This window comes from Rhodococcus marinonascens NBRC 14363 (genome assembly GCF_001894885.1).
GTDB classification, from domain to species: Bacteria; Actinomycetota; Actinomycetes; order Mycobacteriales; family Mycobacteriaceae; genus Rhodococcus_F; species Rhodococcus_F marinonascens.
Genome location: NZ_BCXB01000023.1, coordinates 20,089 through 33,502, shown reverse-complemented (window position 1 = coordinate 33,502; position 13,414 = coordinate 20,089). Strand labels below are relative to the sequence as shown.

The window sequence follows — 13,414 nt, the reverse complement described above, 5'->3', positions numbered from 1 at the left end:
GGCTGCGGGGCGATGAGTAGAGACCGCCCCAGTCTGTCACTGCTCAGATGCCGCTGCGCCGGACCAGAGCATCGGTGGCTGACGGCGCGAACATGCCGAGTACCCGGAACACCTCCGCGTATGTGGGGAGGAGTTCGGTCGGTCGGGTCCGGACCGCCGTGACGAACCACTCTGCCGCCTGCTCGGGAGACAGTGCGGGCATGGCGTCGTAGTCGACGGTGGGCGCGATCATCGGGGTACGCACCAACGGGAAGTCGAGTGTGGTGACAACGATTCCGTGGTGGCGCACTTCGGAGCCGAGGCTGCGACCGAACGCGCCGACCGCGGCCTTTGACGCGTGATAGGCGGCGAACTTGGGCATGACGCCGGCAGGCACGCCCCACGTAGCGACGTTGATGATGTGTCCCTCGCCCCGCTCAATCATCGACGGGAGTAACGCGAGTGTCAGTCGTGTCGAGCCGAAGTAGTTGATGGACATGGTTCGTTCGAAGTCGTGGAAGCGGTCCAGCGAGTCCTCGACCGTCCGTCGGATGGAGCGACCCGCGTTGTTGACGAGAACGTCCACGGGGCCGATCTCGCCGAGCACCTCCGACACGAGGGCGTCGACAGACTCCGGATCGGTGAGGTCGCACGGGACGGCGTGCGCGTTGCCCCCGGATTCGAGAATATCGTCGCGAACCGACTCGAGGGCCTCGGAACCGCGTGCGACAAGGACGACCTCCGCGCCGAGAGAGGCGAGACGACGCGCGCCAGCCTCGCCGACGCCTGACGATCCACCGGTCACGAGAATTCTCTTCCCGGCGACGGTGTGGCCGGTTTCCGGTAGGAGGCGGGAGGCCAGTGCCAGAGGGGAGGGAAGTGGGTTGAGCGCGGCCTGAGTCAGCAACTGTCGGATCATTCGACCAGACTGTCAGCTCTTTGTGGGACATGCACTCAAATAACAATCAATCGTGCTTGCTTTTCTATTTTAATGGTGTGATGCTGCTCTCATGGCCGAACTTCAGAGGTTCATTGATGACATGTGTGCCGAGAGTGAGTCGCTGGATGCGCTGGTCGCGGGCATCCCCGATTCTCGCTGGGCCGAGCCGACACCAGCCGAGGGTTGGACCATCGCTCACCAGATCGGGCATCTGTTGTGGACGGATGAGGCAGCCCTGCTGGCCATCACGAACCCCGACGGCTTTACCGAACAACTGACGGTTGCTGCATCGAACCCCGCCGGCTTCGTCGACGCCGGCGCCGAAGACCACGCGCAGCGGCCACCCGCGGAACTGCTCGCGAGCTGGCGCACGGCCAGGGCTCGTCTCGCTGAGGCCCTCATGACGGTGCCTCCCGGGCAGAAGATTCTCTGGTACGGCCCGCCAATGAAGGCGGCGTCGATGGCGACCGCCCGATTGATGGAAACGTGGGCGCACGGTCAGGACGTGGCCGACGCGCTGTCGGTGCCGCGGAAGCCTACCGGGCGGCTGAGGAGCATCGCCCACCTCGGTGTGCGCACCCGCGACTTTGCCAGCGTGGTCAACGGGCTCACGCCTCCCGCTGAGGAGTTCCGGGTCGAACTCACCGCCCCCGACGGGGTGTCGTCTTGGGTCTGGGGCCCAGAAGATGCGGCACAGAGGGTGACGGGCCCGGCGGAGGACTTCTGTCTGCTCGTCACCCAGCGCGCTCACCGCGAGGATCTCGCTCTCGTCGTCACCGGCCCGGACGCCGATGCCTGGCTGGACATTGCGCAGGCGTTCGCCGGCCCGGCCGGCGGTGGCCGCGAAGCGGGAACGCGATGACGGTACGGATCGGCAACTGCTCCGGTTTCTACGGTGACCGCCTGTCGGCGATGCGCGAGATGCTCGAAGGTGGCGAACTCGACTATCTGACGGGCGACTACCTCGCCGAACTGACCATGCTGATACTCGGCCGCGACCGGATGAAGGATCCGAACCTCGGCTACGCCAAGACGTTTCTCCGTCAGGCGGAAGACTGCCTGGGGCTGGCGCTCGACAAGGGCGTGCGGATCGTCGCCAACGCCGGGGGACTCAACCCCGCGGGTCTGGCCGACGCTCTGCGGACGGTGAACGACACGGTCGGGCTGTCGGCGAAGATCGCCTACGTCGAGGGCGACGACCTGGCGGCACGTGCGGCCGACCTCGAACTCGGCAATCCGTTGACGGCCAACGCGTACCTCGGAGCGTGGGGCATCGTCGAGTGCCTGAATGCGGGCGCCGATGTCGTGGTGACCGGACGGGTCACCGACGCCTCGGTGATCGTCGGCCCCGCCGCAGCGCACTTCGGCTGGCAGCGCAACGATTTCGACCAGCTCGCCGCGGCGGTGGTGGCAGGCCATGTCATCGAGTGCGGCACCCAGGCCACGGGCGGCAACTACGCGTTCTTCACCGAGATCTCAGATCTCGACCGGCCCGGCTTCCCGATCGCCGAGATCGAGGCCGACGGGTCGTCGGTGATCACCAAGCATGCGGGCACCGGCGGCGCGGTCACTGTCGGCACCGTCACCGCGCAGTTGTTGTACGAGGTGACCGGCGGTCGCTACGCAGGACCTGACGTGACCGCCCGCATCGACGCCGCCGAACTCACGCAGGTCGGCCCCGACCGCGTGCGTATCACCGGCGTCGTCGGTGAGGCACCACCCCCGAAACTCAAGGTGTCGTTGAACAGCCTTGCCGGGTTCCGGAACGAGGCGGTGTTCGTTCTCACCGGACTCGACATCGAGGCCAAGGCGGCACTGGTGCGGCGTCAGTTCGAGGGCGGGCTCAGCACCCGGCCGGCCGAGCTCGACTGGTCGCTCGCACGCACCGACCACCCGGATGCCGACACGGAGGAGGCGGCCAGCGCGCTGCTCCGCTGCGTCGTGCGGGACTCTGACCCGAAGGCGGTGGGGCGAGGGTTCTCTTCCGTCGCAGTGGAACTCGCTCTCGCGAGCTATCCCGGATTCACCCTGACGGCGCCACCCGGCCACGGTGAGCCCTACGGTGTCTTCACGCCGGGCTATGTCGATGGCAAGCAGGTGCCGCACGTCGCGGTTCTGTCGGGCGGCGCGCGCGTGGACGTCGAGCCGGCCGCTGAGGTCCGCGACCTCGAGGACGTTGCCGAACCCGACCTGCCGAGCCCGCTGAGAGTGGGGCCGACGACGCGCGTCCCGCTGGGTGTGGTCGCCGGCGCCCGCAGCGGCGACAAGGGTGGCAACGCGAACGTCGGGGTGTGGGTGCGCACCGACGACGAGTGGCGGTGGCTCGCGCACGTGCTGACTGTCGACGAGGTGAAGCGACTTCTCCCTGAAGCCGCCGACCTCACCGTCACGCGGCACGTGCTGCCGAAGTTGCGTGCCGTCAACTTCGTCATCGAGGGAATTCTCGGCCAGGGTGTGGCGTCCCAGGCGCGGTTCGACCCGCAGGCCAAGGGACTCGGTGAGTGGCTGCGATCGCGTCACCTCGATGTCCCGGATGCACTTCTCGAAGGGAAAGTTCTGTGAGCGTATGGGATACAGCGGAACGGCTGGAGCTGCGCATGACGGTGCGAGGTTTCGTCGAACGGCAGATACTGCCGTATCTCGACGACTGGGAGCGCGAGGGTGAACTGCCCCGAGCGCTGCACCGCGAGGCCGCCGAACTCGGACTGCTCGGTGCCGGATTCCCCGAATCCGTTGGCGGTGGGAGTGGCGACCTGATCGACACGGTCCTGATCTGCGAGGAGTTTCACCAGGCCGGGGCGTCCGGTGGCGCGTTCGCGTCGCTGTTCACGGCGGGCATCGCGCTGCCGCATCTGGTGGCTGCAGGGGATCCGGGCCAGATCGAGAAGTGGGTGCGCCCCACGCTGCGCGGGGAACTCATCGGGTCGCTTGCCATCACCGAACCGGGCGGCGGTTCCGATGTCGGGCACCTGCGGACTACCGCGGTGCGCGATGGCGACCACTTCGTCGTCAACGGCTCGAAGACGTTCATCACTTCCGCCGTCCGGGCCGATTTCGTGGTCACCGCCGTGCGCACCGGTGGGCCAGGGGCATCGGGTGTCTCCTTGCTCGTGATCGAGAAGGGGACACCGGGATTCGAGGTGACCCGCAAGCTCGACAAGATGGGGTGGCGTGCCTCGGACACCGCCGAGTTGTCGTTCGCCGACGCGCGGGTTCCGGTCGCCAACCTGGTCGGTGCCGAGAACAGCGGCTTCGCACAGATCGCCCAGGCGTTCCTCACCGAGAGGATCGCGATGGCCGCACAGGCGTATTCGAGTGCACAGCGGTGCCTCGACCTCACGCTGCAGTGGGTCCGAGACCGGGAGACCTTCGGCCGCCCGCTCATCAGCAGGCAGTCGGTGCAGAACACCGTCACGGAGATGACGCGCAAGGTAGACGTCGCACGGGTGTACACCCGTGCGCTCGTGGAGCGGTCGCTGACGTCGAACGAGGACTTCATCGCGGAGGTGTGCTTCGCGAAGAACACCGCTGTGGAGGCGGGAGAGTGGGTCGCCAACCAGGCGGTCCAGTTGTACGGCGGGCTGGGCTACATGCGCGAGAGTGAAGTAGAACGTCAGTACCGCGACATGCGGATCCTGGGTATCGGGGGCGGGACCACCGAGATCCTCACCGGGCTCGCGGCCAAGAGATTGGGGTATCAGTCATGACGACGCTGAAGTCGTTGCTCGACACGAATTCTGCGGAGTACACGGAGGCTGCGAAGGCCATGACCGGCAAGCTCGCCGAGATCGAGGCCGAGCACACCAAGGTGCTCGCCGGCGGCGGGGAGAAGTACACCGAGCGGCACAAGAAGCGCGGGAAACTGCTCGCGCGAGAGCGGATCGAACTGCTGCTCGATCCCGATTCGCCGTTCCTCGAACTATGCCCGCTAGCGGCGTGGGGCAGCGATTTTCCGGTGGGCGCCAGTACCGTGGTCGGAATCGGGGTGGTGGAAGGTATCGAGTGCCTGATCGTCGCCAACGATCCCACTGTTCGCGGTGGAACCAGCAACCCGTGGACCGTGCGGAAGGGATTCCGCGCCAACGATATCGCGCGGCAGAACCGGCTGCCCGTAATCTCCCTGGTGGAGTCGGGGGGTGCCGACCTCCCGACGCAGAAGGAGGTCTTCATCCCCGGTGGTCGCATGTTCCGCGACCTCACGCAGCTGTCGGCGGCGGGCATCCCCACGATCGCGCTCGTGTTCGGAAACTCTACGGCCGGCGGCGCCTACATCCCCGGGATGTCCGATCACGTCGTCATGATCAAGGAACGGTCCAAGGTCTTTCTCGCCGGACCGCCTCTCGTGAAGATGGCTACCGGTGAGGAGTCCGACGACGAGACTCTCGGTGGTGCCGAGATGCACGCGCGCAAGTCTGGTCTCGCCGATTACCTGGCCGTCGACGAGCAGGACGCCATCCGGATCGGGCGCAACATCGTCAAGCGGCTGGGCTGGAAGAAGCAGGGTCCGACGCCTCGCGCCGCGGTGATCGAGCCGATCGAAGACCCGGAGGAACTGCTCGGCATCGTCCCCGCCGACCTCAGGATCCCATTCGACCCACGCGAGGTGATTGCCCGCATCGTCGACGGTTCCGACTTCGACGAGTTCAAGCAGATGTACGGCTCCTCGCTGGTCACAGGCTGGGCCGAACTGCACGGCTACCCGGTGGGCATCCTCGCCAACGCCCGCGGCGTGCTCTTCAGTGAGGAATCGCAGAAGGCCACCCAGTTCATTCAGCTCGCGAACCGGTCGAACACGCCACTTCTATTCCTGCACAACACCACCGGATACATGGTGGGTAAGGAATACGAGGAGGGCGGCATGATCAAGCACGGGTCGATGATGATCAACGCGGTCTCCAATTCGACGGTCCCGCACATCTCGATACTGCTCGGTGCCTCGTACGGAGCCGGGCACTACGGCATGTGCGGACGTGCATTCGACCCGCGATTCCTGTTCGCCTGGCCCAGTTCCAAGTCGGCGGTGATGGGCGGCGCACAGCTCGCCGGAGTGATTTCCATCGTCAGTCGTGCCTCGGCCGAGGCACGCGGGCAGGCCTTCGACGAGGAAGCCGACGCCGGCATGCGGGCGATGATCGAGAACCAGATCGAGGCCGAGTCGGTGCCGATGTTCTTGTCCGGCCGACTCTACGACGACGGCGTGATCGATCCGCGCGATACTCGAACCGTGGTGGGAATGTGCCTGTCGGCCATTGCCAACGCCCGAATCGACGGCGCCGAGAACTTCGGCGTCTTCCGGATGTGAGGACTGTGTTGTCTACCCCGACCGCTCCGCTTGCCCCGAGCATGATCGCGTCCGTTCTGGTCGCCAACCGCGGCGAGATCGCGCGTCGCATCTTCGCCACCTGTCGGCGCGCGGGTATCGGCACCGTGGCCGTGTACTCGGACGCCGACGCGCTGAGTCCGCACGTTTCGGAAGCGGACGTCGCTGTTCGGCTGCCGGGCAGCAGTCCTGCCGACACCTATCTGCGTGGCGACCTCGTCATCGAGGCAGCGCGCCTCGCCGGTGCGGACGCCATCCACCCCGGTTACGGATTTCTTTCGGAGAACGCGGAGTTCGCGAGCGCCGTCGTCGACGCCGGACTGACGTGGATCGGTCCGCCGCCACCCGCCATCGAGAAGATGGGCTCGAAGGTGGAGTCGAAGAAACTCATGGCCGCGGCCGGCGTCCCAGTGCTGTCGGACCTCGACCCCGATGCCGTCACCAAGGCTGATCTGCCGGTTCTGGTGAAGGCGTCAGCGGGTGGTGGCGGTCGCGGTATGCGCGTGGTGCGTGCGCTCGCGGACCTGCCGGAGCAGCTGGAAGCCGCACGCCGCGAGGCGCAGTCGGCCTTCGGCGACCCGACCGTCTTCTGTGAGCGATACCTCGAGACCGGCAGGCACATCGAGGTCCAGGTGATGGCAGACCGACACGCAGCGGTGTGGGCGGTGGGGGAACGGGAGTGCTCGATCCAGCGTCGTCACCAGAAGGTGGTCGAAGAGGCGCCGTCGCCGTTGGTCGAGGCGCGTCCGGGCATGCGGGACCGACTGTTCGACGCTGCCCGTCTGGCCGCGAAGGCCATCGACTACGAGGGCGCCGGAACGGTCGAGTTCCTTGCCGACGACGCCGGCGACTTCCACTTCCTCGAGATGAACACCCGGCTGCAGGTGGAACATCCCGTCACGGAGTGCACCACCGGTCTCGACCTCGTCGAACTGCAACTGCAGGTGGCATCGGGGCAGGCTCTCGCCGCCGAACCTCCCGCCGTGTCCGGACATTCGATCGAGGTGCGGCTGTACGCCGAGGACCCTGCGCGGGGCTGGCAACCTCAGAGCGGCCCGGTTCACCACATCGAACTACCCGGCGGCTACACAGAATTCGACGTTCTGCACGCGCCCGGTATCCGGCTTGATTCCGGTGTGGTCGGTGGTTCGACGGTTGGCGTGCACTACGATCCGATGCTCGCCAAGATCATCTCGTTTGCGCCCACCCGCACGCAGGCAGCAACGCGGCTGGCCGCTGCGTTGAGCCGCGCAAGAATTCACGGTTTGCGCACCAACCGGGACCTACTGGTCAACGTCCTCCGTCATCCGGCCTTCCTCGCCGGCGACACCGACACCGCCTTCTTCGATACCCACTCCCTGGACGTGCTGTCGCGACCTCTGGCATCGGCCGAGACCGAGCGACTCTCGGCACTGGCCGCAGCGCTCGCCGACGCCGCACACAACCGCGATGTCGCCCCGGTGAACACGTCCCTGCCCAGTGGGTGGCGGAACCTGGCGTCCGCGTCGCAGAGTAAGACGTTCACCGCGAGCGACGGCGACATCGAGGTCCGGTACCTGCTCACCCGATCCGGGCTGAAGGCCGACGAGTTCGAGAACGTCACGCTCGTGTCGGCAACCTCGCGGCACGTCATGCTGGAGGTGGGCGGCCTGCGGCGGTCATTCGAGGTGGCCCGGTACGGCGACGACGTGTTCGTCGACTCCGCGCTCGGGCCGGTGAGCCTGCACGCGGCACCGCGATTCACCGACCCCAGCGAAGTCGTGGCGGAGGGATCGCTGCTCGCGCCGATGCCTGGTTCGGTGATCCGACTGGGCGCGGCAGTCGGCGACTCGGTCGTCGCGGGCCAGCCGATCATCTGGCTCGAGGCAATGAAGATGGAACACACGATCAAGGCGCCGGCCGCCGGCGTCGTCGGTGAACTTCCTGTCGTCCCCGGTCAACAGGTCGAGGTGGGAACGGTATTGGCCGTCGTCGAAGCATCGACAGTTAACACAGCAGAAAAAATTGAGGGAGAGTCATGACTTTCATCGAGACCGAAGAACAGAAGGAACTCCGGGCCTCGGTGTCCCGCCTCGGAGAGCGCTTCAACTACATTGACTACGTTCTGCCGAAGGCGCGGCGCGGAGAGCCGCTGACCGAATTGTGGAACGAGGCAGGCAAGCTCGGGTTCCTCGGGGTCAATCTGCCTGAGGAATACGGCGGTGGCGGTGCAGGTATCTACGAACTCGCTTTGGTCCAGGAGGAGCTCGCCGCCCACGGCGCAGGTCTCCTGCTGGTGGTCGTGTCGCCGGCGATCTGCGGCACCATCATCGGCAAGTACGGTACAGAAGACCAGAAGCAGAAGTGGCTGACAGGTCTCGCGGATGGTTCGAAGATCATGGCGTTCGGCATCACTGAGGCCGATGCCGGTTCCAACTCCCACCAGATAGCGACCACGGCGCGACGTGACGGCGCGGACTGGCTGCTGACCGGGAACAAGATCTTCATCTCGGGTGTCGACCAAGCCGACGCCGTGCTGATCGTCGCCAGGACCGAGGACTCGAAGACCGGGAAGCTGAAGCCGGCGCTGTTCATCGTCCCCACCGATGCCGAGAACTTCGTGAAGACGGCGATGGAGATGGACATCGTCGAACCCGATCACCAGTTCATGCTGTTCCTCGACAACGTCAGGCTTCCGGCGGACGCATTGGTGGGGGAGGCGGACGCAGCTCTGATGCAGCTGTTCGCCGGGCTCAACCCCGAGCGCATCCTCGGTGCGGCGATGGCAATCGGCGTCGGACGCTACGCCCTCGACGCCGCCGTCGACTTCGCCAAGCAGCGAACGGTCTGGAAGGACCCCATCGGCGCCCATCAAGGGATCTCCCATCCTCTGGCGCAGATCAAGATCGAGCTCGAACTGGCCAAACTGATGATGCAGAAGGCGGCGGTCCTCTACGACAGTGGCGACGACTTCGGGGCCGCCGAGGCCGCGAACATGGCCAAGTACGCGGCCGCGGAGGCCGGCATCAAGGCCCTCGACCAGGCGATCCAGACGCATGGCGGCGCCGGTCTCACCAAGGAGTACGGCCTCGCCTCCATGCTGGGGGCGGCGCGCATCGGCCGCGTCGCGCCGGTGAGCCGCGAGATGATTCTGAACTTCGTGTCCCAGCATTCGCTGGGCCTGCCGAAGTCGTACTGAGCAGGGAGGAATCCATGACCGACACTGCAACGGACACGAATGTCACGTCGGACCGGTACGTCCGGTACGAGGTGGAGCGCGGGTTCGCGACCCTCACGCTCGACTCGCCGCACAACCGGAACGCCATCTCGGGCCGGCTGGTGAACGAACTCCACGAGGGTCTGCGGGCAGCGGCCGCGGACCTGGACGTTCGTGGCGTCGTTCTCACCCACACCGGCGGTACGTTCTGCGCTGGCGCCGACCTGAGCGAGACCTCGGGTGACGTCGGCTCGCGCACTCGGCAGATGGCGGAGTTGCTGCGCGCGATAGTCGAGCTGCCGAAACCGGTGATCGCGCGGATCGACGGACACGTTCGGGCCGGCGGTATGGGACTTGTTGGAGCGTGCGACCTCGCGGTCGCCGGGCCGCGCAGCACTTTCGCCCTCACCGAGGTGCGCCTCGGACTCGCTGCGTCGATCATCTCGCTCACCGTGCTGCCGCGGATCGACTCTCGTGCGGCGAGCCGGTACTTCCTCACGGGTGAAAAGTTCGGCGTCGACGAGGCGGAAGCCATCGGGCTGATCAGTGCGGCCGCTCAGGATCCGGACGGCGCGGTCGAGGAGTTGCTCGATCAGTTCCGGCTGGCGTCGCCGCAGGGGCTGGCCGAGTCGAAGACGTTGACCACCCGCGCCGTGCTCGCCGACTTCGACCGGTACACCGACGAGTTGACCGCACAGTCGGCGAGGCTCTTCGAATCCGAGGAATCCAGGGAGGGCATGACGGCGTTTCTGCAGAAGCGGCCGCCGAGATGGGCTTCCGGCCCCACACGTGATTGAGGGTCTCTTGGACTCGACCCACGCGCCGGGTGAAGCGCTGAGAGCGGAAGGTACACGATGACCAGCGAACCCAAACAGGACCGTAGCCGGGTCACGCGCCGACACCTTCTCGAGGAAACCATCGATTGTCTCGCGCAGCAGGGTTGGGCAGCCACGACGGTCAGGCTCGTGGCTCAGCGTGCCGGCGTATCCCGCGGCGCGGCACAGCACCACTTCCCTACTCGTGAAGACCTCTTCACCGCGGCGCTCGAGGTCATGTTCGAGGCTCGGATGGAACAGGCGCGGCGCGAGGCCACTGATCTTCCAATCGGGGTGGGTCGCACCGAGGCCGTGGTGTCGAGGCTCGTCGACTACTACACGGGGACCCTGTTCAAGGCCGCGCTTCAGGTGTGGACGGCGGCCGCCGCCGACCCCGAGCTCCGGGCACGAATCGTGCCGCTGGAGGAACGGTTCGGTCGGATCGCGCATCGCACCGCCGTCGAACACCTCGGGTTCGACGACTCGGACCCGGTCGCGCATCGCATGGTGCAGGCCACCCTCGACCTCGCCCGAGGACTCGGACTCGCGAACGTGCTCACGGACGATTCCAAGCGACGTGCCGAGGTCGTCCGTCATTGGGCGGCCCAGTTGGATGCCGGGATGCGACGCGGCGAATTGGTAGAGCCGGGTGAAGTACGCGCGAGTGACGTGACCCGTTGACCTTCTCTGGCGTGGTCCTCGAGTTGGCCGTACTCGACCAGTGCCGCATCGGCCCGGAGTCTGGGAGAGAGTGAAAAGTCAGCCTCGGAATTCTTCGATTCCGCGAACGACGAACTCTCCGATTTCGATCATTGCCGTTGACTGTCAACGAGTCTGTACCGATCAGTGTCGAGAACGGTAAGCGACTACCGTTCATTTAGATTTCGTCCTGAACGAAGGGACTTGTGTAGACGCGCAATACCTATTCGACTCCCGTGGAATTACGGATGTCGCAGTTTCCACTAGTTCCTATTTCGAGCGAAGGATCGGCTGGATCGGTGCTCTTGACGTGAAGTTCGTCAGTGATGCCAAGTGTGTCGACGATAAAGTCTCGGACATACTCGAATAGCTCGTCAGCTGTTCGTGTAGAAGAATCGCGGGTAGGTTGGTAGCGCATCTCGCGGGCCGGGGATGTGCACGCGATTGCAGAGGACGAGAATGATATTGCGATCAGTGGTGCGACAACGAGTTGAGAACCGGTGCGGCGACCCATCCTGTTGCCCTTTCTTTGTAGACAGTTCAGTGGCAGGAAGGGTTGGCGAGCGTGGTTCGGGTCGTCATGACGGGGGAGTCCACATGCTTCCATTGTCGATACTGTAAATCTCGGTCGCCGACGAAAGCCATATTTTTTGTCGGGAGGCCTTGCCGCGTATTGAGCAGATCTCTGTCAACATTCCCCCGCGGTGCTTCGTTGTGAAGTTCGTGCAACTTGAATAGGACGCGTTCCAGGGATCCAGTTGGTCCCCCCCGGAATCAATTCGATACAGGAACTACCTTGCGGCTGCATTCGCGAGGTCGAATCCCGGAGAGAGAATACCAGGTCGAGTTTCGACTCTCGCTGAGAGTTACAAGTATTTAGTCCAAGCCTGTCGCTACTCATCCAAATCAACGCCGGCACTGGTGTTGTTCGTTGGACTTATACGGACACGGCCCGTCGATAGATCGATGCCTTGGCCGGAGGATGCATCCAGCCGTGTTGTTTTCTTGCTCTGAATTTCTTCAATTGAATGTTGATTCGAAGGAGCAAAGAGCTCATCCATCGCCCCTAACATGCCGCTGCCGGCACTACCGCGGCGCTTTCCGTTACCTTTCCGCCAAAAGATCCAACCCTTCTGTTCTGCCCAGAGCCCTAATCTATCGATAGTGATCATTCCGACCACGACCACGACCACGACAAGTGCCGTTTGCAATTCAACCCCCTTTCCTTCACCACCGTATTGTTGTCGGAGAATCAATGTTCCGCGACACATTCAGTGGATTGATTCGTGCGGCAAGCATTCTTGCTCGCAGCGTTGTACGCAGGGATTCTGCATCAGAATTCGTGGGCATGATAGCTACCTCAGAGACCAAGCGCGCACACTGAGGTCTTCTCACTTGGAATGCGTGAGGTCGATGCAACTGGCGGTGCCGGTGTGTCGTGAGAGCAGGACGTGGAGTCCTTGCAGCAGGCTCGGTTTCGACGAAGATTCCGAACCGCCCTGTACGAAAGACCCCACGTGTTCGCCTACCCTGCCATCTGCGACGTGCCCGAGGAGACCCTGCGGTCCGTGACCGCGTTACTGCAGGCGCACCGACACCGGATCCGTACCCGGCCCGGTCGGCGGGCGTCGACGGCCCGCACGCCAGCGAAACTGGTCCTGCGGTGGTTCCGCGACGATGCGGTGCTGCGGGTTCTCGCCGCCGAGGCCGGCCTGGCGATCTCCACCGCGTATCGATACCTGCACGAGGGCATCGAGGTGTTCTCCGAGCACGCCCCGGACCTGCAGGAGGTACTTGATCGAGCCACGCAGCAAGGATGGTCGCACCTGACGTTGGACGGGACGCTGATCGGGATCGACCGGGTCGGCGAGCGCAACGACGGCGGTCATCACCTGTGGTATTCGGGCAACCACAAGACCCAGGTCGGAAACGTTCAGATCCTCGCCGACCCGTCCGGGTTCCGGTGTGGTCGAGCCCGGTTGAACCGGGCAGTGTCCACGATCTCACCGCAGCCCGGACACACTGTCTGGGCGCGTTGTACAAGGCCGCAGCCGACGGGGTACCGACTCTGGCCGACAAGGGCTACGAAGGCTCCGGGATCGGGGTGCACACCCCGGTCAAGGGTCGCAGTCTCGGAGTCGAGAATCGCAGTTATAACATGCTGTTGACCGCGGTACGCGCGATCGGAGAGCGCGCCAATGCCGAATTGAAGGAGCGTCGGGCATGTCTCCGACGAATCCGACTGTGTCCGCGCAAGATCGGTTCGATCGTCGTCGCCGCGACTATTCTGTCGACGCTCCAACGGGGCCGCTACTGAGAAGACCTCACTGTGGTGGTTTCGAATTCACCTTGAGCGGGCTGGATGGCGCCGGTGTGTGGATTCCTGGGGACGCTTCGACGGAGCGAGAAAGACCTCCGTGTCATGAGCAATGACTTCGGCTCGTCCTGCCCGGAGGTCACCGGTC

10 protein-coding genes and 1 pseudogene are annotated in these 13,414 nt (G+C 64.9%); 9 read left to right on the top strand and 2 right to left on the bottom strand.

All coding sequences use genetic code 11. From position 1 onward, the window contains the following. Nucleotides 1-43 precede the first annotated feature (43 nt). The gene (locus tag RM2_RS16315) at nt 44-898 is read right to left on the bottom strand and encodes an SDR family oxidoreductase (protein WP_281250425.1); all 855 of its coding nucleotides are present in this window, start codon (nt 896-898) and stop codon (nt 44-46) included. Nucleotides 899-989: 91 nt separating this feature from the next. On the opposite strand from RM2_RS16315, the gene RM2_RS16310 reads away from it, so the two are divergent. Genes RM2_RS16310 through RM2_RS16275 form a run of 8 tightly spaced genes read left to right on the top strand, consistent with a single transcriptional unit; the run spans nt 990 to nt 10,931 of the window. After that, on the top strand, nt 990-1,781 hold the full coding sequence (locus RM2_RS16310) for a TIGR03084 family metal-binding protein (protein ID WP_072690610.1): 792 nt from the start codon (nt 990-992) through the stop codon (nt 1,779-1,781). Next, a complete protein-coding gene (locus tag RM2_RS16305) occupies nt 1,778-3,481 on the top strand; it encodes an acyclic terpene utilization AtuA family protein (RefSeq protein WP_072690609.1) in 1,704 nt (567 codons plus the stop codon). The genes RM2_RS16310 and RM2_RS16305 overlap by 4 nt, the downstream gene beginning before the upstream one ends. Next, nucleotides 3,478-4,626 carry an acyl-CoA dehydrogenase family protein gene (locus tag RM2_RS16300; protein ID WP_072690608.1) on the top strand — a complete coding sequence of 383 codons (1,149 nt, stop codon included), beginning with the start codon at nt 3,478-3,480 and terminating at the stop codon, nt 4,624-4,626. The genes RM2_RS16305 and RM2_RS16300 overlap by 4 nt, the downstream gene beginning before the upstream one ends. After that, complete coding sequence (locus tag RM2_RS16295) at nt 4,623-6,221, top strand: acyl-CoA carboxylase subunit beta (protein ID WP_072690607.1); 1,599 nt, start codon at nt 4,623-4,625, stop codon at nt 6,219-6,221. The genes RM2_RS16300 and RM2_RS16295 overlap by 4 nt, the downstream gene beginning before the upstream one ends. Nucleotides 6,222-6,262: 41 nt before the next feature. Further along, the gene (locus RM2_RS16290; protein ID WP_072690606.1) at nt 6,263-8,260 is read left to right on the top strand and encodes an acetyl/propionyl/methylcrotonyl-CoA carboxylase subunit alpha; all 1,998 of its coding nucleotides are present in this window, start codon (nt 6,263-6,265) and stop codon (nt 8,258-8,260) included. Further along, entirely contained in the window at nt 8,257-9,417 is a 1,161-nt protein-coding gene (locus tag RM2_RS16285; RefSeq protein WP_072690605.1) for an acyl-CoA dehydrogenase family protein, read from the top strand. Before RM2_RS16290 ends, RM2_RS16285 begins: the two co-directional genes overlap by 4 nt. Nucleotides 9,418-9,431: 14 nt before the next feature. Next, the gene (locus RM2_RS16280; RefSeq protein WP_072690604.1) at nt 9,432-10,232 is read left to right on the top strand and encodes an enoyl-CoA hydratase family protein; all 801 of its coding nucleotides are present in this window, start codon (nt 9,432-9,434) and stop codon (nt 10,230-10,232) included. Nucleotides 10,233-10,289: 57 nt separating this feature from the next. Further along, nucleotides 10,290-10,931 carry a TetR/AcrR family transcriptional regulator gene (locus tag RM2_RS16275; protein ID WP_072690603.1) on the top strand — a complete coding sequence of 214 codons (642 nt, stop codon included), beginning with the start codon at nt 10,290-10,292 and terminating at the stop codon, nt 10,929-10,931. A gap of 911 nt (nt 10,932-11,842) precedes the next feature. Here RM2_RS16275 and RM2_RS24015 read toward each other — a convergent pair. Then, nucleotides 11,843-12,205, bottom strand: coding sequence for a DUF6191 domain-containing protein (locus RM2_RS24015; RefSeq protein WP_169846748.1), 363 nt, complete (start codon nt 12,203-12,205; stop codon nt 11,843-11,845). Nucleotides 12,206-12,466: 261 nt separating this feature from the next. On the opposite strand from RM2_RS24015, the pseudogene RM2_RS16265 reads away from it, so the two are divergent. Beyond that, nucleotides 12,467-13,266: pseudogene (locus RM2_RS16265) on the top strand (transposase family protein). Nucleotides 13,267-13,414 lie beyond the last annotated feature (148 nt).

What these genes read in the sequence shown, in the direction of transcription:
- RM2_RS16315 (WP_281250425.1), bottom strand. Translation starts at nt 898, where the DNA reads ATGATCCGACAGTTGCTGACTCAGGCCGCGCTCAACCCACTTCCCTCC.
- RM2_RS16310 (WP_072690610.1), top strand. Translation starts at nt 990, where the DNA reads ATGGCCGAACTTCAGAGGTTCATTGATGACATGTGTGCCGAGAGTGAG.
- RM2_RS16305 (WP_072690609.1), top strand. Translation starts at nt 1,778, where the DNA reads ATGACGGTACGGATCGGCAACTGCTCCGGTTTCTACGGTGACCGCCTG.
- RM2_RS16295 (WP_072690607.1), top strand. Translation starts at nt 4,623, where the DNA reads ATGACGACGCTGAAGTCGTTGCTCGACACGAATTCTGCGGAGTACACG.
- RM2_RS16290 (WP_072690606.1), top strand. Translation starts at nt 6,263, where the DNA reads ATGATCGCGTCCGTTCTGGTCGCCAACCGCGGCGAGATCGCGCGTCGC.
- RM2_RS16285 (WP_072690605.1), top strand. Translation starts at nt 8,257, where the DNA reads ATGACTTTCATCGAGACCGAAGAACAGAAGGAACTCCGGGCCTCGGTG.
- RM2_RS16280 (WP_072690604.1), top strand. Translation starts at nt 9,432, where the DNA reads ATGACCGACACTGCAACGGACACGAATGTCACGTCGGACCGGTACGTC.
- RM2_RS16275 (WP_072690603.1), top strand. Translation starts at nt 10,290, where the DNA reads ATGACCAGCGAACCCAAACAGGACCGTAGCCGGGTCACGCGCCGACAC.